Here is a 23568-nt window from a genome sequence, read left to right as displayed (position 1 = left end):
TTTAATTTTTGACAATTTGATCATTCATGACAGTTTCACAACCTGTGGTGTTTTTCAGTACTTCCGTTTCACATCTTTCTTCAGTACGTCGAACGACTAAATCCAGTGTGCCTTTATGGATTTTCATGTTTTCAACCTTTAAGTAATCTACATTTTTCGGGAGCATAGGATTGATCGTTATTTGCTTCTTTAAGGCATCCGGGAACAGCCCTAGTATGGATTGAACGAATAGAAGAGGTGTGCCTGCAGCCCAGGCTTGAGGTGAACAAGCTACTGGATAGGCGATTACCGGCTTTTCTGAATTGTATCCACAGAACAATTCCGGCAGGCGGTCATACTCAAAATGGAAAGATGAGTTTATTAATCCCTCCATCGCTTTAACTGCCTGCCGTTGATTTTTTGTTTTACTCATTCCTAAAATGATCAAGCTGTTATCATGCGGCCATACAGTTCCATTGTGGTAACTCATTGGATTATACCCAGCCTCTTCTTCAGCCATCGTTCGAATCCCATAACCGGAAAACATCTTTTTAGAAACAAGCCTTTCACTTACGATTTCAGCTTTCTCTTTACTGAGCATTTCAGAAAAAAGAACGTGTCCAGGGTTGGAAGTAATCGTACCTACCTGTTCTTTTTCTTTATCCAAAGCCAGGGCATAGTACTGTTGATCTTCCATCCAGAAACTTTCCTCGAATTTTCTCTCCAGTTCCTGAGCTTGTTTTTTTAAACCTGCTGCTTTATCTTCTTTGTCCAGTAAATGGTAGACTTCTGCCATGCTTTGCTTAGCGTGATATACATATCCCTGTACTTCAGACAAGGCAATTGGGGTTTCTGCCAGATCTCCATTACGGTGCACCATGGAGTCCCCGGAATCCTTCCAGCCTTGATTGGCAATACCTTTAGAAGCTTCCTGATGATACTCTACAAATTCGTCTCCATCGCGGTCTCCATACTGATTAATCCACGTCAGAGCGTTTTCTACATTTTCTTCAAGCTCTGTGAATAAGCTGAAGTTTCCTGTCCACTTTAAATACTCACCGAGTAAAACTAAAAAGAGAGGAGTGGCATCAATTGTGCCGTAATATGGTGTAAAAGGAATCTGTCCAGTATTAGCTAATTCGCCAAACCGCATTTCGTGCATAATTTTACCCGGCTCTTCATCCCGCCAGCTGTCTTTCTTTGTCCCTTGATGAGCAGCCATTGTCTTAAGCGTTCCTTCAGCCACTTCAGGATTAAAAGGAAGCATCTGCAGCGCTGCGATAAGACTGTCTCTGCCAAACGGCACCCCAAACCAGGGAAGCCCTGCTACAGGAAATTTTCCATATCCCAGATCAGTGAGCAGTACTTTCATGTCTCCAAGCCCTCTATCGACCAGTTTCTGCAGAGGTTTATGATTTGTTTCCACCTTGGTAAGAGTTTCGTTCCAAGCTGCGTAGGAGGTCATTAATTCATTGAACGCTTCCCCATATGGCAGAATCTGAGGTTTTTCCTGATTTACGGAAGGCGCCATGTTTAAAACGAGTGTTGCTTCTTCGTCATGTTCCAAATTGAAATCAAAATAAACATCGCCTTCAGAAGAAGTTCGGGAAGGTCCTAAATTCCAATTTACGCTCAATTCTCTTTTTACTTCATCGGCTCCTATGTAATTTAGTTTCATTCCTTCTCTGCTGACATCTGTTTTTTCTTTAACTCCTGTTTTTCCGTTTTGAAAGCCTCTAACAATGAACATGTCTTTAAAATCTGCGTCAAGATGTATACTCAGGTTAAAGGCAGTGCGCTTGGGGTTATAATTTTTAACGATTATTTCTTCATAGAGTACCTCTTTGTAGATAAATCTCTTTCTTTTTATTTCAATGGATTCACGCCATAATTCTACTTCCCCTTCCTTTTCTATATGGGGGTTAGTAAGCAGCATCTCTGCGTAATAACTTTTATCTGCCTGGGAAGATAATAAAATGGGTTTTTCATTATTGATTAATAAATCGAATTTGCTTAAAAATCTTGTATCTTTCGTATAAAGACCGGGTCCATAAGGATGATTTTCAGGAATGTCACCACTTTCATCTGTAAGAAAAAATAGATCATTTTCTTTGATTACTCTATAATTCATTGTCAACCTCCAGCAATTTTATTAACCAAAACGTTCCGAACAAATACCGAAACGTTTCGGATTATTGTAAAAAAGGATGCTCCCTATTTAGGTGGAGCAGTAGTTCCTCTTATAATTAAACTATTATCTAAAGTAGCTATTTTCTGGGTTGGGATTCTATTAGTCAGCATAGAAGTCAACATTTTCGCAGCTTCATATCCCATTTGATATTTATCCTGTCCTATGGTGGTTAACTGTGGTGAGGTATATTCTGATAAAACGATATTATCGAATCCTACTATCGACAAATCTTCTGGAATTTTCAAGCCTAACCTAGTTGCTGCCTTCATTACACCCAGAGCCATGAGATCACTGGCACAAAAAACAGCTGTTATATGTTTGTTCTTCTCAAGAAAACGGTAAGCTTTCGTTTCAGCCACCGGTTCGAGGAATTCTCCATTTATTATATATTCCTCCTGGACTGCAATATCTGCTTCTATTAATTCTCTTTCATAACCTTTTCTCCGTTTTGCACTGACATGAGCCTGGTCATGGCCGTTCATCATTGCAATGTTTCTGTGCCCGAGGTTTATTAAGTGTTTTACAGCTATCTGCGCCCCAAAAATATTATCAGTCGTCACATAACCTACATTTTCTCCTTCTACTTCTACGTCTACAAAAACGCAGGGGATGTTACTTTCTATTACTTCCTTAATATAAGGATCATCCATTTTTATCCCCTGCATTATTACCCCTTCAACCTGCCTTTCACGGCACAGTTGAGTATAGCTTTTTTGTTTTTGTTTTACTGTATTAGTACTAAAAAGCACTAGATCGTAACCTTCATCCGCAGCAGAGTCGTTGATACCGCACATTACTTCGTAAGTGAACATATCTTTTGCTCCAGAGCGGTTTAATTCAGAAACCAGCAGCCCTATGGTTCTGGACTTATTCATTACTAAACTGCGAGCCAAAGTGTTGGGACTGTAATTTAATTCCTGAGCAGTTTTTTCTATCAATTTTCTCGTACCAGCACTCACATCAGAATATCCGTTTAATGCACGGGAAACAGTAGTAACAGAAACGCCCGCTTCTTTTGCTATATCTTTTATAGTAGCCATGACTCACTCCTTTCCAAAACGTTTCGGGTTTGTATTAGACAAACTATAACTTATTATGTAAGGGCTTGCAATAGTTATTTTTTCTATTGATTTTATTTCTCCCCTCTTTTGAAATAAAGTAGAAAAACTACATATTTGATATATTACTAATACTTGATTTGTTAAAATGCTTAAAAAAGTTCAAGAGAAATGGAGCTTCCTGAATGACAAAATTAACGATGCACCCTGTAACTGCCGAAAACTGGAGGGAGATCACAGCCCTCACTCCAAAAGAAAACCAGGAACGTTTTATTGAAAACAATGCTGTGTCCATTCTTGAATCGATCTACGAAACAGAACACGAGTGGCGCTGTTTCGGTCTTTATCAAGGAAAAGATGCGGCCGGATTTATTATGATCGGAGCAGAAGACAAAGAAGAAGGATGGATCTGGCTGGACCGCTTCATGCTTGATGAAAAATTTCAGGAAAAAGGCTTAGGAAGTTCCTTTTTGAAGACAGCCGTTGAGTATATCCGCCGAAACTATAAGGTCAGGGAAATTATTTTAAGCGTTACTGAAGAAAACAAAGCAGCAAAAACATTTTATGAAAAACACGGCTTCCAAAATCCAGGACGGATCGATCCGGAAAACGGGGAAGAAATTTTTTCGCTTCGTCTTTCCGGCTGAGAACATCTCTACGAATCCGGTTACGATTTTCTCCATCCGGGAAAAGACAGCCAAAGGAGGTTGTACGATGTTTATTATTTTTCTTATAGCAATTCTGACCGGCACATGGCTCCTCCTCCGCGCAGGTGTTAAGCAGCTGTTTGGTATCCGGGAAATGGACTCCGGGTTTTTCGAAGAGGCAGTTACTCCTCTGCACCAGAAAATCCGCGTTATTCTCAGTGCCTGTTACTTGCTGCTTGTAGTTTTTTTTCTTTATACGATTTTCAATATTACGCTTCTTCCAATTGTTCTGATGGTTCTTGTCGTACTGATTATGGTGGACGGCGCTTCCCGTATTTATTTTGAGCTGAACCACAGCACAGAACCGAAACGGGCGGCACTCACTGCTTTGGATACAATTGTTATTGTCAGTGCTCTTGTTTTCGGAATTACCCAGCTTTCCTGACCTCCCCTGCCCCCTGTCAAATCAGGAGGACAGGGTCTTTTTTTGTGCATCCGCACAGAAATATTTTCTTATGTACCGTCTTTTTTCCAATCTGCGTTATAATAAACGGTAAATGATGAGGAGGGAGAACGATGGAAGGGCTCAGCCGGTACGATATGAAAAAATACATCAGCCGTCCGCCGCAGCGGATCAGTCTGCTTGTGAAAATTGCTTTGATGACGGCCGTGCTGATTGCTGCCGTCCTGACAGCCCTCGGACTCTTTTTTTACCAGCTCATGGCTGAATCACTCGAGGATCAGATGGGGGAGCGTGCTCTCAGCATGTCCCGAAGCGTCGCGGAAATGCCCGAAATTCAAGCGGAAATCGGCGGCGGGAATCCCGATGCTGCCGTCGTGCAGAACTACATTTCCCCCATTCATGAAGCTTCGGAAGCAGAATTTATCGTTGTCGGTGACCGGGAGGAAATCCGCTATTCCCATCCTGATCCCGAGCGGCTCGGTGAACGGATGGTCGGTGAAGATAATGAACGGGCGCTGCAGCTCGGTGAATCCTACATATCCCATGCAGAAGGCTCCCTCGGTCCTTCCATCCGTGGAAAGACCCCGCTTTACTATGAAAACGAAATCGTAGGCGTTGTTTCCGTCGGTTTCTTAATGGAGGACGTACGGTCGGTTGTCGACGACTACCGGAATGAGCTTCTGCTGACTCTTTTGTTTATTCTCGGGGCCGGTGTTATCGGGGCGTGGCTTCTCTCCCGCTATATTAAACGCCGACTCTTTCAGCTGGAACCGGAGGAAATTTCCTTTCTGCTCCTTCAGAAAGAAACGATGCTGCAGTCAGCGTATGAAGGTATTATCGCCGTGAACCGGGAAGGACGTATTACACTGATGAATCAGGCGGCACAAAAGCTTATCAAAGAAGAAATCAAGGAAACCGATGAGTGGATCGGCCGCCCCGTCCAGGAAGTCCTCCCCCACTCCCGCCTCCCGGAAGTACTGGAGCAGGGAACAGCCCAGTACGACGAGGAACTCGTGATCGGCTCACACATCGTTCTTGTGAACCGTGTACCAATGTACGACGGAGAAAAACTTATCGGCGCCGTTTCCACGTTCCGGAACAAAACGGAGATTGAAAAACTGACAAATGAATTGACGCGTGTCCGGGAATATGCGGAAGGTCTCCGCGCGCAGACACATGAGTTTTCCAACAAGCTGCATACGATCTCCGGCCTTCTCCAGCTCGGAGAAGTAAAGCAGGCGATGCAGTATATTCAAAAAGAAAGTGTCAATCAGAAAAACTGGATCCGGCAGCTGATTCATAATGTGAAAGATCCGATGCTCAGCGCCATTCTTCTCGGCAAACTGAACCTCGCCCACGAAAACGGGGTGAAGCTGGAAGTTGATGAATCGAGCCAGCTTTCCGAAGAGCTTTCCCCCGAAGTACGTCAGGCACTTATTACCGCTGTCGGCAACGTGATCGATAATGCGATCGAAGCGATGCAGGACCTTCCGCGCGGTGAGCGGGTCATTGAAGTTTTCTTCAGTGATGCAGGCAAGGATATTCTTGTAGAAATTGAAGACGTCGGTCCGGGAATCCCGGAAGCTGTTCAGGAATCTTTATTTCAGCAGGGGACCTCTACGAAAGGAAAAGACGGTCACGGTTTCGGGCTTGCTCTTTCCAAAGCCCAGGTCGAAGCAGCAGGCGGAACGATTTTTCTCGAACAGATGCCGGAAGGTACCTGCTTTGTAATTACTATCCCGAAAGGAGAAAAACAACATGCGGCCTCCTCTTAATGTGCTCATTGTGGAAGATGACTTCCGCGTGGCGGAAATTACAGAGAAATACGTAAACAGCCTGGACGGCTTCCAGACAGCTGCCTCAGCCAAAACGGCCGCTGAAGCAAAACTCGCTGCCGAACAGCAGTCCATTCATATCGTCCTGCTCGATGTTTATATCCCGGATACGCAGGAAATGCAGCTGTTTCACGAGCTGCAGCAGAAACTTCCGGACGCGGCTGTTATTATGCTGACTGCTGCCCGGGAACAGGAAATTGTGCGGCGGGCGCTTCTTGGAGGAGCGGTCGACTACCTGCTGAAGCCGGTGGACTTTGAGCGGCTCTCTGCGGGTCTCTACCGGGCAGCCCGCTGGCTGACGATGCTTTACGGCGAAGAAGAAATCTCTCAGCAGCAGATCGATCATCTGCTGCAGCTGCCTGCAGCAGGAGGTGCGAAGGAAGACCTCCCAAAAGGCATCGATCCGATTACGCTCGAGCAGATTCTTGATCTTTTGAAAAGAGAAAAAGGAGTGACTGCTGTAGAAGCCGGGGAAGCTATTGGTGCCAGCCGTTCCACGGCACGCCGATACCTGGAATATTTAACAGCCGAAGGAAAGGCCGAAGCTCTTTTAAAATACGGCGATGTCGGGCGTCCGGAAAGGCGCTATATTCATTCGTGAACAAAATGAACAAAATATAAAAAATAATCAATATACGTTTTATCTTCGTTATATTTTCTCCCCTTCCTCCTGCTGATAAGATAAACGCAACTTAACCGTAAGCGTTTTCAAATCAGAAGGAGGAATATTTATGCTCAGTATTGTCGGTATTTTAACGATCGGAATCATTGTCGCCCTTCTCATCAGCGGGCGGGTGACCCCAATTGTCGGCCTCGTACTTGTACCTGTTATCGGCGCACTCATTACCGGATTCTCTCTTGATGCCATCGGCGGCTTTTTTAACGAAGGAATTGACTCGGTTATCAGCGTCGTCATTATGTTCATTTTCGCCATTCTCTTTTTCGGGATTATGCAGGACACCGGTCTTTTTGACCCGTTCATTAACCGCGTTGTCTCTCTCACCCGGGGCAGTGTTGTAGCGGTAGCTGTCGGTACGGTTGCCATCGGGGCAGTGACACACCTGGACGGATCCGGGGCTTCCACCTTTCTTATTACGATTCCGGCGCTTCTTCCGGTTTACCTGAAGCTCGGCATGAGCCCGTACCTGCTGCTTCTCCTCGTCGGGCTGAGCGCCAGTATCATGAACATGGTGCCGTGGGCCGGACCGATCGGCCGGGCCGGTTCTGTCCTCGGAGTTGATCCGACAGAACTGTGGCGTCCGCTCATTCCACTTCAGATCGCCGCTATGATTCTGCTTCTCCTGCTCGCTGCCTTTCTTGGCTTCCGGGAAAAGAAACGTATCGCCCGCCGTTCAGAGGAAATCAGTGACGAAGCAGCAGAGGAAGTGGCCGCTACGCTCGATACAGCAGCTGAAGAAGACGAGGAAAAAGAATCACTGCGTCGTCCAAAGCTGATCTGGATCAACGGCCTCATCACACTGTCGATGATTGCTATGCTCGTATGGGGCATTGTACCGACCGGATTTGTGTTTATGATCGCCTTAAGTATTGCACTGCCGCTGAACTATCCGAAAGTAACGGATCAGATGGACCGGATTAAAACCCATGCTCCAAACGCATTGATGATGGGGTCCATCATTTTGGCTGCCGGCTCCTTTCTCGGGATTATGGAAGGGACTGGCATGCTCGATGCCATCGCCGTCGATATGGTCGCCATTCTTCCGGCTTTCATCGTTCCTTACCTGCACGTCATTATGGGAGTGTTCGGGGTGCCGTTCGACTTGATTTTAAGTACGGACGCCTACTACTTTGCACTGCTTCCTGTCGTGGAACAGATCGTTACTTCCGCCGGCGTGGACTCGGTAACAGCAGCCTACACGATGATTATCGGAAATATTATCGGGACGTTTGTGAGCCCGTTTTCCCCGGCCCTGTGGCTCGCCCTCGGTCTTGCCGGTCTTGAGATGGGCAAGCACATCCGCTACTCTTTCTTCTGGGTATGGGGCTTCAGTATCGTCCTGATGGTCGTTGCACTGCTTCTCGGAATTATTTAGGAAACCAAAAAAGCTTCGTTCCGGCTTGGAACGAAGCTTTTTTAATGGGCATGTTATTTTCTTTCTCTCGGGTTACTTTTTCCCAGAAAGGGAATCTTATAAGAAAAGCAATTGCTGTCCGCTGCCTGTACGGGAGGAGGAGAACAAATGAAAGCTGCTGTTTATACAACGTACGGCCCTCCGGAAGTCATTCATCTTCACGAAACCGAAACCCCGGTTCCGAAAGAGAAAGAAGTCCAGGTAAAAGTTGCCGCTTCCACAGTCAAATTCGGGGACAGCTACGCCCGTCATTTTAATGATGTCTCTCCTTTTCAATTCACGATGCCGCTTCCTCTATGGATTCCTGCACGCCTTTCCATGGGATGGTCGAAACCGAAGCAGCCGATTCTCGGAAGTGAATTCTCGGGCATTATTACAGCAGTCGGAGACAAAGTCACCCGTTTTCGTCCGGGAGAAGCTGTATTCGGCTATACCGGACAGAAATTCGGTGCCTATGCCGAATATCTCTGTATAAACGCGGATGGTATCATTGCACGACAGCCGGAGAACTTAACGCCTGAGGAAGCTGCCACGCTTCCCTACGGTGCACTCATGGCACTTAACCTGCTCCGGAAGGCAGACCTGAAAGCAAAAGAAAAGGTGTTGATCATCGGAGCGTCCGGCGGGATCGGTTCTGCTGCTGTGCAGCTTGCCAAAAACTATTTCGGCGCTGAAGTCACCGGTGTATGCAGCAGTGCCGGAACAGATTACGTCAAATCACTCGGGGCAGATAATGTCATTGATTATACGAAGGAGGATTTTACTAAAAGCGAAACTTCCTTTGATGTCATTCTTGATATCCCGAGAAAAACTTCTTTTTCCAAAGGTAAACCAATTCTCCGCTCCGGCGGCCGCTACATGCCGGTCAGCTTTAAAGGAAGGCACGTTCTGCAGCGGCTTTTGACGATCCCGCGCCGGAAAAAAGTCATTACTGCCCTTGCCCTTGAAAAAACAGACGATCTTCTTCTTATCCAGGAACTCGCTGAGATCGGGAAAATCAAACCCGTTATCGCCCGCTCCTTCCCTCTCGAACAGGCAGCGGAAGCACACCGCTGGTTTGACGAAGGCGGAAGCAGGGGGAGTGTGGTTATACGTGTTAATAACGGCACCAATAATCTTTAGAGGCACGTCCTTAAACATTAATCATCCGGCCGAAGCTTCTTCTCAACAAATAACACGAGGGAATGGACAAGGACTTTTTAAAGCCTGTCAAAGTGATTTTTGACAGGCTTTGGTCCGTGTGAAGCATAGATTTATCACTTTTAGGATGGCTTTATTCACTAAAATTCATTTCCCTCCAAAAATGTTTGAAATTTCCTGTTGTTTCATTAAAATGTATTCTATTAAATTGTCTCTGGATTCATTATTCATTCTCTCTGCGAAACCTACTACTGTAATGGTACCTATAAGTTTGTTCTCAAAATTCAGTACGGGTACAGCAATCGAAGAAACCGAAGGAGCGAGTGCGTCTTCTGCAAAAGAGATTTTTTTATTCCATATATCCTTAAATTCCTTTTCCAGAAGGGAGGCCTTCTCTTTTCCTTGGTGTTCAAGCTGTTCTTCTTTCCACGACTCGTAGTCCCCTGAAGCAAAAGCTCCAAACAATTTACCTGTAGCTGAATAAATAGGCATTAAACTCCCAATTTCTGCTCCTATATTAAACATATGGGAACCATGTACTATTTTCAAAATCATTGGTCCCCCGACCGTCCACTTAGAAAACAGTACCGTCTCATTAAAGTTTTCCTTTATCTCTTCTAAATAAGGAGTGATTTGCTCTATTACATTGTCGTTGTTCGTAGCATTCATTCCAAACTCCACCATTTTTGGCCCAAGAGAATACCTTCCCGTGTGGTAGCTTTTATAAAGCATTCCAAGCTCTATCAACGTATTCAAATACTTATAAAGGTTACTTTTTGTAATACCTGTTTCTTCAAGGATTTCGGAAAATTTCATCGGTCTTCTATAGTCATTCACTACTTGAAGGATAGACATCCCTACCTGCAGAGACTGAATGACCGGCTTTTTCTTTTCAGTACTTTCATTCACTTTTAACCACCCCCTACTTCTATTTTCTAAAGATATAATTTTAATAAATTAACATATGATAAATCCATTATGACAAACACGCGATTTAATGTACATTTTCGCATTATAAAAAGAGCCCATGATAACATTTAAAGTTCGCGGCTTTAAACGCTTTCCTTATCATGGGCTGAACATATTTATTTTATTACCGTTTACTGATCATAAAGTCTCCCAATTAAATCTTCATCTAAAGGAGACATCAAATATTTCCTATTATAAACTTGCACTAAGCAGCAGAGTCTCAAACAGGCGTGATCGTATATCAATTCTTGGCAGAACCTGCCCTTTGTTTAAGCAAGAAAAATATTAACGGTAGGCGTTAAACTCTCCTGTAACTTTCTGATGTCCGTTGTTTTCCTCGTACACTTCTTTTTTTTCCAGCTCAAACCGGTCCATAATTGGAATATCGTTGACCGAGAACAGGTAGGAGTTTTCTTCTGCAAAGTGTTCGTGCCAAGCCCAGTTCGGCACCACAAAGTAATCTCCCTGCTTCCAGTCAAAACGGGTGCCGTTAATGACGGTATAACCGGATCCACGGTGCACACAATAGATCACTGAATGAGTATGCCGATGGGCTTTCGTATGGAATTTAGCCGGCAGATGCGTCATGCGGGAGCCCATCGTTGGGTTCGCGGTTTTTCCGGTAGACGGGTTAATATATTCGATCGCAAAAGCGTTGTAAGGATCTGGATCAAATTCCTGCAGGCCTTTGATCGCTTCGGTCGTACCGGACCATTTGTAGTTGGCCAGTGGTGCGATCGAATATTTTCCATCACCTACCGGACGCACCATACCGCCCCTGTACCGGATCTCGGAAAAATTATCCGGCACTTCCGGCTGCTGCAGGCCGTCTTCATATGGTTCAAAGAAGGTTCCGCCAAGAGAATAAATCGTTGGAATATCCAGGGCGTCCATCCATACCATCGGCTTATCGCCTTCGTGACCATGCCCGTGCCAGAGATTTTTCGGAGTGATGAGAAAATCACCTTCTTCCATGAAGATCCGCTGGCCTTGAACGATCGTATAAGCGCCTTCCCCTTTTGTAATAAAACGCATGGCGCTTTGAGAGTGCCGGTGGGATGGAGCCTGTTCTCCCGGCTGGAGAAGCTGAACCGCGGCATACAGCGTCTGTGTTGTAGATACCTGGCCCCACGGCTTCCGGTACGTCAGTCCCGGGTTCTGAAAGTAAATGGCCCGGCGTTCTCCGCCTCGTTCCGGGGTAAAGATTTCTGCCGCTTCGGAGAGCTTCTTGTCCATCAGCTCCCCACTCCAAAGATATGCTTCTGCATGTGGCTTTGGGGTTTTGTTCATGACTTCCGGGATCGCTTCCCAGAGGGGTCCGAGGTTATACTGTTGGATATCCTTTGTAAAATCCTTGACGATATCACTTTTAAAAAAATCGTTTTTTTCTGCCATCGTAAAAACTCCTTTTCCTTATAGTAAAAAAACATGTGTACCGATTTGAGGACAAGGGGTTTGAGTGTAAAGCTGCCTGCAGCTCGTTTTACTGCTTTTGATCGGCATACTGAGACTGCACTCTCTGATGCTGGTTAATGTGCTTATCCAAGTGCTCCACCAGGAAATGTTCAACTAAAAATTCCATGGATTTGTTTCCGAACTTTGGATTTCTGTGTTCCTGTTCTTGATCCAAATCTTCATCTTTGAGCGAACCAAGGCGATCTTCCACTTCCTTGCTTGTAGACTGGACGTTTTTAACGAGCTCTTTCTGGGAAGCATCAAAAGCTTTATTCACTGCTTCAAGCCGTTCCGGGTGGTCCAGCCCCCGTCCCCATTTTTCCTGTCCGTCTTTTACGACACCAAGCAGTTCACTCGTGAAATATAGAGGAAACTCAGCTACATGAGCCGTAATTTCCTGTATGGACCACTCTTCACTGCTCGGCTTCCAGGAAAAAAGCTCTTCATCCAGCTTTTCTCCCTGTTCTATAAAATAGTTCATTTTCTCTTTAATTGAATGCTGGTAATCCTGTACTCGTCCCATTTGTTCCGCCTCCTTAAACTTTTCGTACCGTATTCTCAAGCACCCCGACTTCTCCTACTTCGATCGTTACCACATCTCCATCTTTTAAAAACTCCTGTGGATCGCGGGCTACACCTACGCCTCCTGGAGTTCCCGTCAAAATAACATCCCCAGGTTCCAAGGTCATAATGCTGGAAGTAAAAGAAAGCATGCGGTTAACATTGAAAACAAGCTGCTCCGTGTTGGAACGCTGCTTCTCCACTCCGTTAACTTTCAAAGAGATATCCAGCGCGTCCGGATCGGCGATTTCATCCTTTGTTACAAGCCATGGGCCCATTGGTGCGCTGCCGTCCATGGATTTTCCTTGAAGCCACTGAAGTGTCCTCATCTGCAGATCGCGTGCACTGACATCGTTAACAATAGTGTATCCTGCTACATAATCAAGTGCTTCTTCTTCTGATACATCCTTTGCTTTCTTGCCTACGACGAAAGCAAATTCTGCTTCGTAGTCGAGCTTTTCTGTAATGGATGGATGTGGAATATCATCTTCCGGGCCGATGACTGCGTTGGAAAACTTTGCAAATAGGACTGGCACTTCTGGAAGATCGCGTCCCATTTCTTTAATATGATCCCGGTAGTTATGTCCGACACAGACAATTTTATTCGGCTTTGGTACAGGAGCACCAATTTTCACATCTGCTTTCTTATAAACAAGCTGGGCAGCAGCCTGATCTTTGGCTTCTAATGCAAAAAAAACAGCTTCCTTTGCCAGCTTCAGGCTTTCCTCTCCACCTTCCAGCAGTTCATTCATGTTATTAGGTACAAAGGCATTGGCTTTTTCCTCGATGCGCGTTTCTCCTTTGTGCTTAAGGTGCGCTTTGTAACTCTCATGCAGGTCGATCACCTGATTGTCTTCCACTACTCCAACTTTTGCTTTTCCTTTTGTTAAAAACGTTACGAGTTTCATAAAATACCTCCTAAAATTAATTCATTCATTTTCACTAGTTCAAAAGGTTTGGCAGCCATGTCACCAGCTGCGGGACATACGTGACAAGCAGCAGTCCCAAAATAGAAACAATAAGAAACGGTAGAATCGCTCTGGTTAATCGTTCAATCCTTACTTCAGAAATGGAGGAAGCAATAAATAACCCTGCTCCTATAGGCGGTGTTAACAAACCAATGGCCAGATTAAGACAGATGATTACCCCAAAATGAATAGGATCGATTCCGTAAGTCGCAAGCATTGGCATGAAAATTGGTACGAGAATGATTAACGCTGCAATTCCGTCCAACACCATACCCACTAGGAGAAGAAAGACATTTAGCAACAACAGAAAAACTAGTGGATTTTCGGTCAGCGTCATCATCCAGTCTGCAAATTCCTGAGGAAGTCTTTCTCTCGACAACAGCCACCCGAACACGTTGGCCATTCCTATTAACAGCGTTACCGTAGCGGTGGTAATCGCTGTATTGACCATGATTTTCGGGATATTTTTTATCTGCAATTCACGGTAAAATGCAAAGCCGGTAACAAAAGCTACGGCACACGCGACCGCTGCAGATTCTGTCGGAGTAAAAGCTCCGGTAATTATCCCTAAGATAATAATCAATGGTACAGATAAAGCCGGTATAACATTGAAAAAAGATTTTGATACCTCTTTCAATGATTTTCTCCGCTGGCTTCCCCACTTTTCTTTGTAACCCAGATAAGCAATCAAACCGACAAAAGAAAAGCCTAAGAGAAGTCCTGGAAGAATCCCTGCCAGGAACATTGCACCGATAGAAGTTCCCGATGTTACTCCATAAATAATGAAAAGCATGCTCGGTGGAATGATCGGACCCAGAAGCCCTGATGCGGCCGTTGTAGCTGAACTGAACCCTCTGTCGTACCCTTCCTTTTCCATAGCCGGCACCATCGTACGACTCATCATTGCGATCTGAGCATTCGCAGATCCTATAATAGAAGCTAATAGCATATTCGAAACGACGTTAACGTACGCAAGTCCTCCTCTGAAATGTCCGACAAGAACCTGTGCAAATCCCACCAGCCTGCGGGTAATGCCCCCGGAATTCATAATCTCTCCTGCCAGCATAAACAGTGAAATAGCAAGCAGACTGTAATTCTCCAGTCCGGAAAAAAGACGCTGCGGCACAGTATCCAACATTCCCATACTCCCGCTGATAATAATATACAGAACCGTTACAATCCCCAGCACCAAAGCTATAGGGACCCTCAGAAGCAGGAGAACAATAAAAGCCAGAAGAGCAGTTAACATACTATTGTCCTCCTTCCTGTACTGCGGCTTCCACCAGCAGCAGCGTAGAGTGAATAAGGATAAAAATAAACCCTATCAGCACGCTGACGTAAGGTATAAGCATAGGCACCCCAAGAGCAGTCGATGTCTGAACAGAAATGTTCGGAGACGATAACCATGAGATAGAAATGTAAATCATAAACACGGAAAAACCTACTACAATGACAAATCCTATAGAAATTAACACTTTTCTCATTACGCCATGCAATTTATCCACCAGAAAAGTCACGGCGGCCGCTTTATGTTGTTTAATCCCCATGCTTCCTCCAATAAAGGTGACCCAGACAAGGGCAAACGTAGCAAGTTCGGTAGCCCAGATCAATGGAGAACTCAATAGATATCGGAAAACGACTCCCAGGAATAGTGACAAAAACATGATGGTGCATAACCCGATTGCCAGTACTCTTTCAAAGGAGTAGATAGTATCGCTGACTTTCTTTAATAAGGTCATGCTATTCTCCCCTTACGTCCTATTGAGTCTCTTCCAGAAATTCTGCAATGATATCGGACTCTTCTGCGTACTGCTGATGCAGGGTTTCCTTCACTTCACTGAATTCCTCTTCATCCAGTTCATTAATGTTCATCCCTAATTCTTCTGCCTCTGCCAGATTAGCTTCTTCTCTTTCCACAGCATCCTGAACGCCCCAGTCAATTGCATTTTTCATTGCTTCACGAACAATATCCTGGTCTTCTTCTGAAAGCCCGTCATGAGAAATTTCACTCATCATTACAACAGCCGGCCAGGTCATATGGTTGGACATAGTCAAGTAGTCTGCTGTTTCGTACAAGTTCTCCGTAATAAGAGCGTCAAGATCGATATCAATTCCGTCTATTACTCCTGTCTGCAGAGAGGTGTACACTTCCGGCAGAGGCATGGCAGTCGGCCCCGCTCCTACTTCATCCCAAAAATCCTGGATAGCTGGTCCATCTGTAATTCTTATCGATTGTCCCGCCAGCTGTTCCGGAGATTCCACCGGTTCAGAAGCATTTAAAATGTGGCGGTTGCCTGCAAAAATAAAATCCAGACCTACAAATCCCTGTTCTGACAAACCTTCCAGCATATCCTGAGCAGGCTGTATACCTCTGTATTCCACAGCTTCTGCCAGATCTTCAAAAACGAACGGCATAAACCATGCATTGAATTCGGAATCCCGCGTGCTCATGTAGGCATTTGTAATGATTCCGAAATCAATATCACCCGATTCCATCTGCTGCAGCATATCTGCTTCGCTTCCAATTTCTCCGGCCGGATAAATTTCCAGATCCATTCTTCCATCAGACAGCTCTTGGAGTTCTTCATCGAATTTCATTGCTGTATCATGCCAGCCGTGGGAAGTCTGAGTAATGTGGGTCAAGGTAAATGTATGTTCCCCCCCCTCCCCCGAAGCTTCTGTGCTGCTGTTCTCATCTCCACCGCCGCAGGCAGCAAGAAAAGCTGAAAGACTAACTGTCCCTGCCAGAAAGAAAAACTTCTCTTTTCCGCCTAACCTTTTCATTAAGAACTCTCCTTTACAGATGAATTTTTCTGTTCACTGAAATATGAGTACAGCCAATCGACATGAGAAAAGTCATTCGGTTCTCTTTCCTTCAGAATAGAGTCTCTTAAAAGGCTGGTAATGGAATCTTCTGCGTGAAGAATTTCTCCCCATGTTCTCGCTCTCGTTTGTACGAGTGCGGTTCGTGGCTGACGCTCTTTCTGGACCGCCTTAAATACTTCTTCCATGTTTTCGCTTCCCTTTTCTTTAAGCACATCGGCAAAGCAGGAAGCATCTTCCAGTGCCTGACAGGCCCCTTGAGCCAGATACTGCAGCATTGGATGCGCCGCATCTCCAAGAAGCATCATCCGCCCGTTGATCCAGTTTTCAATAGGCAGTCTGTCGTACATCGGCCATCTTCTTGCTTTATTAATAAATTCAACAGCTCTCTTCACTGTACTGCAGCAGTCTCTGAAGCGCCGGTCAAGCTCTTCCGGCGTTCCCCAGTCCTCTGAATCAGGTTTGTAGTTATAAGTTTTGAATACGGCCACCTGGTTGTAGAGTTCTTTCCGGCGGACGGGATACTGAACAAGGTGAAGGTTCGGTCCGATCCACATGATTACGTCTTCCAGATTTGCTTCGTTGCTGATCTCCTCCATAGGAATTGTCCCACGGTAAGCGACGTATTCTGAGCAGACAGCTTCGTCTTTTTGTACATACTGCCGGGTAGTTGACCATAGGCCGTCGGCTCCAATAACGTAATCTGCCTCGAAATCCTCTCCCGCCTGATTAACAACTTTTACGTTTTCATCCCGGAGATCCACTTCCTGAATCATCGCATTTGTTGTCAGTGTGATATTCTTATCAGCTTCGCAGGCTTCCAGAAGTACTTTGTGCAGATCGGATCGGTGCATGACGATGTAGGGATGCCCGTACTTCTTTTTAAACTCTTCCCCAAGATCAAGTGCACTCAATTCCTCACCCGTTTGAGCATCACGCAGAACCAGCCGGTTTGGATAAACGGCATACTTATCAATTTCAGTTGTTAAACCAAAGCGATCCAGCACAGCCATGGCGTTCGGAGCCAGCTGAAGTCCTGCTCCAATTTCTCCAAATTCAGGAGCCTGTTCAAGCACCTGTACTTTCTGTCCTGCTTCAGACGCTCCAATAGCTGCCGCAAGCCCTCCGATCCCACCACCAACAATAATTAACTCTTTTGAGTTTTGACCTTTCATCCAGGATGCCTCCTTTGTTATTATATAAATAGAGAACTATTTTTCTATTTATATAATAAAACGCTATCATTTCCGACGTCAATAACATATTTTGTTTTTTTGAAAGCGTTTTAACATGGTAATATTTTGAAAACAGTGGCTACTCTTCTCTGAGAAGGCTTTTCAGCTTTCTATGTTGATGTAATTTTCTAAAAAATATAAAAAATTTTTTTAGAAAAAACTACTTTGTATCGCTATTTTTAAAGGAATTTATTTGAAAAGGAGTTTTAAAATGAGAATTTTAATGTATGGAGCAGGAGCTTTAGGAAGCTATTTTGGTGGAAGAATGAGCGAAGGAGAGTTAAACGTTTCTTATTATGTGAGAGAAAAACGCGCGGAACAGATTAGGAAACATGGTTTGACTATTAACAGTCCGCAGGGAAACTTTGAGACCTCAGATGTTAAGCTTTTCACCTCTCCAGAACAGATAGAAAACGTTGACCTGATCATCATAGCTTTAAAAGGGTATCATCTGGAAAAAGCCCTTTCCTCGATCAGAAAGATTGTTCAGCAAACAGAAGCCTATGTACTCCCTTTACTTAATGGGGTGGAACATATTAAAAAGCTTCAGCAGGCTGTTGGAGAAAAGAATGTGCTGGGTGGCTTTGCTTCCATTATTGCAACTTTAAACAGTAAGGGACATGTAGAACACACAAGTTCAGGTAGTGCCATGAAATTTGGCCCCCTTCATAAAGAGCAGGCTGCCTTTTGTGAAAAGTTCGCTGCTGCCACCTCCAGTCTGCGTACAAATGTTATTTGGGAAGAAGATATACTCAAACATATGTGGAAAAAATACATTTTTATTACTGCCTTTTCAGGTGTTACTTCGGCTTCCCAGTTGCCTGCAGGATACATTGCTCAATCAGAAGCTCTCCATTTAGTGGCCGAAAAAATCATTCGTGAAATGTATCAGTTGGCAGAACTCGACAATATTAATATAGAAAAAGGTGAAGTTTTTTCCATGATTCAGAGAATAAAAGCTTTCCCACAGGAAACAACTTCTTCAATGCATCAGGATATGAGAAAAGGTCTTCCACTGGAAGTGGAGCATTTACATGGAGGAGCCCTCCGGCTCGCCGAAAAACATAAGATAGCTCTGCCCGTTATTGAAACTATTTATGGTATTTTAAAGCCTTATGAGAATGGAAGACCCATGCGATAAACAAAAAGAAGGATAGAGGGCATTTTTCGAAGCCTCTCTATCCTTCTTTAATTCTTGCTCATCTTTCGGTAATAATCTTTAGCTACATTTAGAAATGCTAGCGCTGGAGCCGAGAGAGAGTCTCCTTTCTGATATGCTACTACAACATTATTTTTATAGGGGGGAGAGCCGAAAGTATAGCTGCGTGAGGAGGGCTTAAAATTATTAGTAATGATACATTCCGGAACTATTGTTAAACCTACGCCGCTGTTTGCAAGTCGATAGGCATTTTCGACGTTAATTGTTTCAAGTATTGCATTCGGTTTAATTCCGTTTGCTGAGAATATTTCATCAGTCATTCTTCTTAGACCTAACTCCGGCTTTAAAAGGATAAATTCCTGATTGCTCAGCTTTTTTAACTCATAGGGGAAAGGAGATAAATGGGCAGAGTTCTCATCATATAACTCGTGACCTTTTGGGACTACGATATACAGTTTCTCATCATATAAGTTTTCATAGCTTATGTCCGGATTAAAGATGGGGAGCATATTCAGACAAATATCTATTTTACGCTGCAGAAGCAGTTCCTCAATATTGTAGGCTGTCTGTTCTACAAGGTCGATTTTTATGCCGGGATAAGCGGATATGAATGCAGGAAGAATGTTATACAATGTATGCGAACCGAGAATTGGGTTGACTCCGAGCTTTAGTCTGCCCTTTTTCAATTTGGATATAGCTTCAATTTCATGCCTCATATCTGTGTGTATTTTTTCCACTTCTTCCATATACGACAGATATCTTTCTCCGGCAAAGGTCAATGTAAGTGGATTTTCATCACGTTTGATTAATTCAACCCCCATTTCTTCTTCAAGCTTTTTTACAAAGGTGCTCAAATATGGCTGAGAAATGTATAAATACCGGGCAGCATTTGAGAAATTGCCGTGTTCGACGATAGCCTTTAAATACGTGTATGAAAGATTTTTCAAAGTCCTCCCTCCCCCTTTTTTTCTTTAACTATAACTTAATTATTATAGCTTGCATATTAACATACGTATTTCCTTTTTCTATTCACTTGTTGTTATTCTATTTACACAGCAGATGGGCAAATTCGACCGAACGTCTCATTACCTCATCAGTTTTTTTATTCACACAAATGAAAACGCTTAATTAAAAAGGAAAGGCAGTGATGCTTCTATGTTTAGTAATCAAGTGGCGCTGATTACCGGTGCCAGTCAAGGCATTGGTAAGGAAATAGCTTATTATTTTGCGGAGAGAGGAGCAAGGGTCATTGTTAATTACCCTTTTGAATCTGAATATGAAAAAGCCCAGGCTGTAGTAGAAAGCATTCAGAAAGCAGGTGGCTGGGGAGAGGCAATCCAGGCAGATGTTGGAAAAGAAGACGAAGTAAAAAACATGTTTGAGCAGATTAAAAGCAAATATAATGCCCTTCATATACTTGTGAACAACGCTGGTATTACTAAAGATTCCTCCATTAAAAAAATGTCTGTCGAGCAGTACAGCGACGTGATTCATACTAACTTAACAGGATCGTTTTTAACTTTAAAAGAAGCATCCTTAATTATGGGAGGTCAAAGTTATGGGCGTATTATAAACACTTCATCCATTTCTGGACTTCACGGGAACTTTGGGCAGGCAAATTACGCTTCTGCTAAGGCGGGTATCGTCGGACTGACGAAAACTGCTGCTATAGAATACGCAAGAAAAGGTGTGACAGTAAACGCGATCGCTCCTGGATTTATTAGAACACCGATGACAGATCAAATTCCTGACGATATAAAGACTTCCATGATAAGTGAAATTCCGGTTCAGCGAATTGGAGAACCTGTGGATATAGCTTCTGCAGCAGCATTTTTAGCTTCAGAAGAGGCCGGATATATTACTGGCCAAATTCTCTCCGTCAACGGCGGTTCTTTTATGTAAATTAGTCACATTAAAATTATAGAGGTGAAGTATATGGAAAAAGTAGTTATAACAAGTGGAGCACGCACACCAGTAGGGGCCTACCTTGGCAGTTTAAAAACTGTGCCTGTAGAACAGCTTGCAGCAACAGCTGTTATTGGTGCTATGCAGCGCTCTAATCATTTAGATCCAAATCTCGTGAACGATGTCATCATGGGCCACGTAGAGTCTTCAAGCGAAGCTTCCAATCTTGGTAGAAATGCAGCTCTTCTTTCAAACTTGGAACATGTTCCGGGTTATACAGTGAATCGTATCTGCGGATCAGGAATTCAAGCTGTAGTTAATGCAACTACAGACATCATGACAGGTAATTCGGAAGTCGTTATAGCAGGAGGTGCGGAAAGCTTATCACGCGCACCCTATTATCTTCCTCTGGAAGCTCGATACGAAGGATTGAAAATGGGGAATCAGCTGTTAAAAGATGCAAATACTACTACTCATTATAATTCACAGCCCTACGGCCAATATAAAATAGATCATATGGGGAATACAGCTGAAAATGTCGTACGGCAATACGATATATCAAGAGAAGACAGCGATCAATTCGCTTATAACAGCCAGATGAGAACTAAATCAGCTGTAGAAAACGGAAGACTGGCTAAAGAAATAGTGTCTGTCAAAGTGAAAGATAAAAAAGGAAAAGTAAGTTATGTAAATAAAGATGAACATCCCCGTCCGGAAACCAACCTCGAAAAATTATCATCATTAAAACCAGTATTTGAAAAGGATGGCACAGTCACTGCCGGAAATGCTTCGGGACAAAATGATGGCGGAGCAGCTCTCGTTACCATGTCTGAAGCAAGAGCCAAAAAACTGAATTTAGAACCTTTGGCGGAAATTGTTGATTTTGCAAGTGTAGGTCTGGATCCACAGGTTATGGGAATGGGGCCTGCCTATGCAATTAGAAAACTTTTAAAAAAGCAAAATATGAATTTAGAAGAGGTTGATTTGTACGAAATCAATGAAGCTTTTTCCGGACAGATGCTCGGAGTGATGAAAGAGCTGGACATGTACTTTGATAGTCCATTGTATGCGCGGTTAAACGTAAATGGAGGAGCTGTAGCTCTCGGTCATCCCCTGGGAATGAGCGGAGCTCGTCTCACAATAACTTTAATGTATGAGTTGATTGAACAGAACAAACAATTTGGAATTGCCAGTGCCTGCATTGGCGGTGGTATGGGAATTGCAGTTCTTCTGAAAAACCCAAATTATAATCCCTAATCAGAGAAAGGAGTTATTATGGTAAATTTTATTACAGCTTCAGAGGCGGCAGCACTTATTCAGGACGATGATTTTCTTGCCTCCACCCCTATGGGACTTGGAGGTCTGCCAGAAGAGATTCTAGCCGGCATTGAAAAACGTTTTCTGCAGCAGGGACATCCACAGAATCTTACATTCGCTCACGCCTGTGGCATTGGAAATGGAACGGAAGGACGCGGGGCTGACTATCTGGCTCATGAAGGATTAACAAAACGAATTATTTCCGGTCATATAGGAGCTTCACCCCGTATGGGAAAATACGTAGCTGAAGAAAAACTCGAAGCATATTTATTTCCGCAAGGAGTAATTACGCAGATATGGCGTGCAACAGCAGGGAAAAAACCAGGAGTTATTACCAAAGTGGGGTTAGGTACCTATGTGGACCCTCAATTTGAAGGAGCTAAAGTAAATAATCGGACTACAGAGGAGCTTATTAAACGAATTCAATTAGAGGGAGAAGATTATCTTCATTACCCTACCCTTCCTGTAAATGTAGCCATTATCCGGGGAACGACAGCTGATGAAAAAGGAAATTTAACGAATGAAGGAGAAGTCGGAAGCTTTGAATTACTAGCTCTAGCTACTGCTGCGAAAAATAATGGGGGAATAGTGATTGCCCAGGTACAGAAACATGCCGAAGCTGGCTCCCTTGATCCAAAAAGAGTACAGGTTCCAGGAAATTTAATCGACTATGTAGTTGTAACTGAAAACCCCAATTTTCACTATCAGACTATGGGGACTTCATATAATCCTGCTCTTTCAGGGGAAATGCGTGTACCGTTGGGAGCTATTCCCCGGCTTCCCCTAAATCCGAGAAAAATCATAGCCCGGCGGGCAGCTATGGAATTAAAGCCGAAATCGATTGTTAATTTAGGAATTGGTATACCAGAAGGTGTATCCAGCGTAGCGGCTGAAGAAGGCGTGGTTGACGATATCACATTAACATTGGAGCTCGGAGTATTCGGCGGCATTCCAGCAGGAGGACCCGACTTTGGAGCTGCCTATAACCCCGGGGCAGTGGTCCAGCATGATGCTATGTTTGATTTCTACGACGGAGGCGGACTGGACACAGCTTTTTTAGGCGCTGCCCAGTTTGATAAATATGGAAATGTAAATGTAAGTAAATTTGGGCCTCGTGTTGTAGGGCCAGGAGGATTTATTAACATTTCTCAAACATCTAAAAAAGTAGTATTCTGTGGCACTTTCACAGCTGGCGGAAAAGCAGAAATAGGAAATCAGAATATCACTATTACAGATCAAGGAAAAGCGAAAAAATTTGTGCGAAATGTAGAACAGATCACTTTCAGCGGACAGTTTGCTTCAGATAACTCCCTCCCGGTCCTCTTTGTTACAGAACGGGCCGTCTTTGATATTGAAAATGGCCAGCTCAGATTAATTGAAATTGCACCTGGTCTGAATCTGCAGATGGACATCTTAGACTGGATGGAGTTTACACCGGTCATTGCGGAAGATTTGAAGGAAATGTCTCGGGAGATTTTTCAGGAGGAATGGGGATATCTGGAAAAAGCAATGTATGATTATAGCCAAGCAGACGTTATAGTGTAAATAAGAAAAGGGAGGTTAACCGCCCCCTTTTTTGTCTTAACTTTTTATTGGAAGCGCTCTCATAGACAAATAGTTGTTATCAAATAATATCGAGAACCAAAAGACCTGCGGTAGTATGTCAATGAAAAAATAAGATGATATTTGTTTATCAAAGGACATATTCAAGAAAAAAGCCCGTAGGAAAGAACCCTAGCATTTTTGGTAAAAACTAGGAGTTCGAAAGGT

At 43.9% G+C, this 23568-nt stretch carries 21 protein-coding genes; 10 read left to right on the top strand and 11 right to left on the bottom strand.

Going from position 1 to position 23568, the window contains the following annotated elements; all coding sequences use genetic code 11:
- Position 1: 1 nt before the first annotated feature.
- Together C6Y45_RS13450 and C6Y45_RS13445 are read right to left on the bottom strand one after the other, a co-directional pair.
- Positions 2–2110: an amylo-alpha-1,6-glucosidase gene (locus C6Y45_RS13450; RefSeq protein ID WP_107585751.1), complete on the bottom strand. Its 2109-nt coding sequence runs from the start codon at positions 2108–2110 to the stop codon at positions 2–4.
- An 83-nt stretch (positions 2111–2193) separates the two neighbouring features.
- A complete protein-coding gene (locus C6Y45_RS13445) occupies positions 2194–3210 on the bottom strand; it encodes a LacI family DNA-binding transcriptional regulator (protein WP_107585750.1) in 1017 nt (338 codons plus the stop codon).
- Between the two features lie 203 nt (positions 3211–3413).
- On the opposite strand from C6Y45_RS13445, the gene C6Y45_RS13440 reads away from it, so the two are divergent.
- The 6 genes from C6Y45_RS13440 (at position 3414) to C6Y45_RS13415 (ending at position 9388) form a co-directional block, all read left to right on the top strand.
- Positions 3414–3875 carry a GNAT family N-acetyltransferase gene (locus tag C6Y45_RS13440; RefSeq protein ID WP_107585749.1) on the top strand — a complete coding sequence of 154 codons (462 nt, stop codon included), beginning with the start codon at positions 3414–3416 and terminating at the stop codon, positions 3873–3875.
- Between the two features lie 67 nt (positions 3876–3942).
- Positions 3943–4320 carry a DUF4181 domain-containing protein gene (locus C6Y45_RS13435; RefSeq protein ID WP_160058388.1) on the top strand — a complete coding sequence of 126 codons (378 nt, stop codon included), beginning with the start codon at positions 3943–3945 and terminating at the stop codon, positions 4318–4320.
- A gap of 131 nt (positions 4321–4451) precedes the next feature.
- On the top strand, positions 4452–6113 hold the full coding sequence (locus C6Y45_RS13430) for an ATP-binding protein (RefSeq protein ID WP_107585747.1): 1662 nt from the start codon (positions 4452–4454) through the stop codon (positions 6111–6113).
- Positions 6097–6774, top strand: coding sequence for a response regulator (locus C6Y45_RS13425; RefSeq protein WP_107585746.1), 678 nt, complete (start codon positions 6097–6099; stop codon positions 6772–6774). Before C6Y45_RS13430 ends, C6Y45_RS13425 begins: the two co-directional genes overlap by 17 nt.
- Positions 6775–6904: 130 nt before the next feature.
- The gene (locus C6Y45_RS13420; RefSeq protein ID WP_107585745.1) at positions 6905–8227 is read left to right on the top strand and encodes a CitMHS family transporter; all 1323 of its coding nucleotides are present in this window, start codon (positions 6905–6907) and stop codon (positions 8225–8227) included.
- A 147-nt stretch (positions 8228–8374) separates the two neighbouring features.
- Positions 8375–9388 (top strand): NAD(P)-dependent alcohol dehydrogenase, encoded by a 1014-nt coding sequence (locus tag C6Y45_RS13415; RefSeq protein ID WP_107585744.1) that lies wholly within the window; start codon positions 8375–8377, stop codon positions 9386–9388.
- Positions 9389–9553: 165 nt separating this feature from the next.
- On the opposite strand, the gene C6Y45_RS13410 is transcribed toward C6Y45_RS13415, so the two are convergent.
- The 8 genes from C6Y45_RS13410 to C6Y45_RS13375 all read right to left on the bottom strand — a co-directional run bounded on the left by C6Y45_RS13410 (position 9554) and on the right by C6Y45_RS13375 (position 17357).
- Positions 9554–10315: an IclR family transcriptional regulator gene (locus tag C6Y45_RS13410; protein ID WP_107585743.1), complete on the bottom strand. Its 762-nt coding sequence runs from the start codon at positions 10313–10315 to the stop codon at positions 9554–9556.
- A gap of 345 nt (positions 10316–10660) precedes the next feature.
- Entirely contained in the window at positions 10661–11770 is a 1110-nt protein-coding gene (locus C6Y45_RS13405) for a cupin domain-containing protein (protein WP_107585742.1), read from the bottom strand.
- Between the two features lie 88 nt (positions 11771–11858).
- Positions 11859–12353 (bottom strand): DinB family protein, encoded by a 495-nt coding sequence (locus C6Y45_RS13400; RefSeq protein WP_107585741.1) that lies wholly within the window; start codon positions 12351–12353, stop codon positions 11859–11861.
- Between the two features lie 13 nt (positions 12354–12366).
- Entirely contained in the window at positions 12367–13299 is a 933-nt protein-coding gene (locus C6Y45_RS13395; RefSeq protein WP_107585740.1) for a fumarylacetoacetate hydrolase family protein, read from the bottom strand.
- Positions 13300–13333: 34 nt separating this feature from the next.
- Complete coding sequence (locus tag C6Y45_RS13390) at positions 13334–14608, bottom strand: TRAP transporter large permease (RefSeq protein ID WP_107585739.1); 1275 nt, start codon at positions 14606–14608, stop codon at positions 13334–13336.
- Between the two features lies 1 nt (position 14609).
- On the bottom strand, positions 14610–15023 hold the full coding sequence (locus C6Y45_RS13385) for a TRAP transporter small permease (protein ID WP_218017818.1): 414 nt from the start codon (positions 15021–15023) through the stop codon (positions 14610–14612).
- Between the two features lie 94 nt (positions 15024–15117).
- Entirely contained in the window at positions 15118–16143 is a 1026-nt protein-coding gene (locus C6Y45_RS13380; protein WP_107585737.1) for a TRAP transporter substrate-binding protein, read from the bottom strand.
- Positions 16143–17357 carry an FAD-dependent monooxygenase gene (locus tag C6Y45_RS13375; RefSeq protein ID WP_107585736.1) on the bottom strand — a complete coding sequence of 405 codons (1215 nt, stop codon included), beginning with the start codon at positions 17355–17357 and terminating at the stop codon, positions 16143–16145. The genes C6Y45_RS13380 and C6Y45_RS13375 overlap by 1 nt, the downstream gene beginning before the upstream one ends.
- A 271-nt stretch (positions 17358–17628) precedes the next feature.
- Between C6Y45_RS13375 and C6Y45_RS13370 the strand changes: the two genes are divergently transcribed.
- Positions 17629–18558, top strand: a complete 930-nt coding sequence (locus C6Y45_RS13370; RefSeq protein ID WP_107585735.1) for a ketopantoate reductase family protein — start codon at positions 17629–17631, stop codon at positions 18556–18558.
- Between the two features lie 47 nt (positions 18559–18605).
- On the opposite strand, the gene C6Y45_RS13365 is transcribed toward C6Y45_RS13370, so the two are convergent.
- On the bottom strand, positions 18606–19523 hold the full coding sequence (locus tag C6Y45_RS13365) for a LysR family transcriptional regulator (protein ID WP_107585734.1): 918 nt from the start codon (positions 19521–19523) through the stop codon (positions 18606–18608).
- Between the two features lie 208 nt (positions 19524–19731).
- On the opposite strand from C6Y45_RS13365, the gene fabG reads away from it, so the two are divergent.
- Genes fabG through C6Y45_RS13350 form a run of 3 tightly spaced genes read left to right on the top strand, consistent with a single transcriptional unit; the run spans position 19732 to position 23343 of the window.
- A complete protein-coding gene (fabG, locus tag C6Y45_RS13360) occupies positions 19732–20478 on the top strand; it encodes a 3-oxoacyl-ACP reductase FabG (protein WP_107585733.1) in 747 nt (248 codons plus the stop codon).
- Positions 20479–20511: 33 nt separating this feature from the next.
- Positions 20512–21738 carry a thiolase family protein gene (locus C6Y45_RS13355; protein ID WP_107585732.1) on the top strand — a complete coding sequence of 409 codons (1227 nt, stop codon included), beginning with the start codon at positions 20512–20514 and terminating at the stop codon, positions 21736–21738.
- A gap of 18 nt (positions 21739–21756) precedes the next feature.
- Positions 21757–23343: an acyl CoA:acetate/3-ketoacid CoA transferase gene (locus C6Y45_RS13350; RefSeq protein WP_107585731.1), complete on the top strand. Its 1587-nt coding sequence runs from the start codon at positions 21757–21759 to the stop codon at positions 23341–23343.
- Positions 23344–23568 lie beyond the last annotated feature (225 nt).

The sequence above is a fragment of the Alkalicoccus saliphilus genome, from assembly GCF_003044065.1.
GTDB lineage: Bacteria > Bacillota > Bacilli > Bacillales > Salisediminibacteriaceae > Alkalicoccus > Alkalicoccus saliphilus.
This window is presented reverse-complemented; position numbering and strand designations above follow the sequence as displayed.

Excerpts from the sequence above, each read along its gene's own strand:
- C6Y45_RS13375 (WP_107585736.1), bottom strand. The coding sequence starts at position 17,357 with ATGAAAGGTCAAAACTCAAAAGAGTTAATTATTGTTGGTGGTGGGATC.
- C6Y45_RS13350 (WP_107585731.1), top strand. The coding sequence starts at position 21,757 with ATGGTAAATTTTATTACAGCTTCAGAGGCGGCAGCACTTATTCAGGAC.
- C6Y45_RS13425 (WP_107585746.1), top strand. The coding sequence starts at position 6,097 with ATGCGGCCTCCTCTTAATGTGCTCATTGTGGAAGATGACTTCCGCGTG.
- C6Y45_RS13445 (WP_107585750.1), bottom strand. The coding sequence starts at position 3,210 with ATGGCTACTATAAAAGATATAGCAAAAGAAGCGGGCGTTTCTGTTACT.
- C6Y45_RS13405 (WP_107585742.1), bottom strand. The coding sequence starts at position 11,770 with ATGGCAGAAAAAAACGATTTTTTTAAAAGTGATATCGTCAAGGATTTT.
- C6Y45_RS13450 (WP_107585751.1), bottom strand. The coding sequence starts at position 2,110 with ATGAATTATAGAGTAATCAAAGAAAATGATCTATTTTTTCTTACAGAT.
- C6Y45_RS13435 (WP_160058388.1), top strand. The coding sequence starts at position 3,943 with ATGTTTATTATTTTTCTTATAGCAATTCTGACCGGCACATGGCTCCTC.
- fabG (WP_107585733.1), top strand. The coding sequence starts at position 19,732 with ATGTTTAGTAATCAAGTGGCGCTGATTACCGGTGCCAGTCAAGGCATT.
- C6Y45_RS13385 (WP_218017818.1), bottom strand. The coding sequence starts at position 15,023 with ATGTTTTTGTCACTATTCCTGGGAGTCGTTTTCCGATATCTATTGAGT.
- C6Y45_RS13380 (WP_107585737.1), bottom strand. The coding sequence starts at position 16,143 with ATGAAAAGGTTAGGCGGAAAAGAGAAGTTTTTCTTTCTGGCAGGGACA.
- C6Y45_RS13370 (WP_107585735.1), top strand. The coding sequence starts at position 17,629 with ATGAGAATTTTAATGTATGGAGCAGGAGCTTTAGGAAGCTATTTTGGT.
- C6Y45_RS13420 (WP_107585745.1), top strand. The coding sequence starts at position 6,905 with ATGCTCAGTATTGTCGGTATTTTAACGATCGGAATCATTGTCGCCCTT.
- C6Y45_RS13390 (WP_107585739.1), bottom strand. The coding sequence starts at position 14,608 with ATGTTAACTGCTCTTCTGGCTTTTATTGTTCTCCTGCTTCTGAGGGTC.
- C6Y45_RS13395 (WP_107585740.1), bottom strand. The coding sequence starts at position 13,299 with ATGAAACTCGTAACGTTTTTAACAAAAGGAAAAGCAAAAGTTGGAGTA.
- C6Y45_RS13355 (WP_107585732.1), top strand. The coding sequence starts at position 20,512 with ATGGAAAAAGTAGTTATAACAAGTGGAGCACGCACACCAGTAGGGGCC.
- C6Y45_RS13440 (WP_107585749.1), top strand. The coding sequence starts at position 3,414 with ATGACAAAATTAACGATGCACCCTGTAACTGCCGAAAACTGGAGGGAG.
- C6Y45_RS13400 (WP_107585741.1), bottom strand. The coding sequence starts at position 12,353 with ATGGGACGAGTACAGGATTACCAGCATTCAATTAAAGAGAAAATGAAC.
- C6Y45_RS13415 (WP_107585744.1), top strand. The coding sequence starts at position 8,375 with ATGAAAGCTGCTGTTTATACAACGTACGGCCCTCCGGAAGTCATTCAT.
- C6Y45_RS13430 (WP_107585747.1), top strand. The coding sequence starts at position 4,452 with ATGGAAGGGCTCAGCCGGTACGATATGAAAAAATACATCAGCCGTCCG.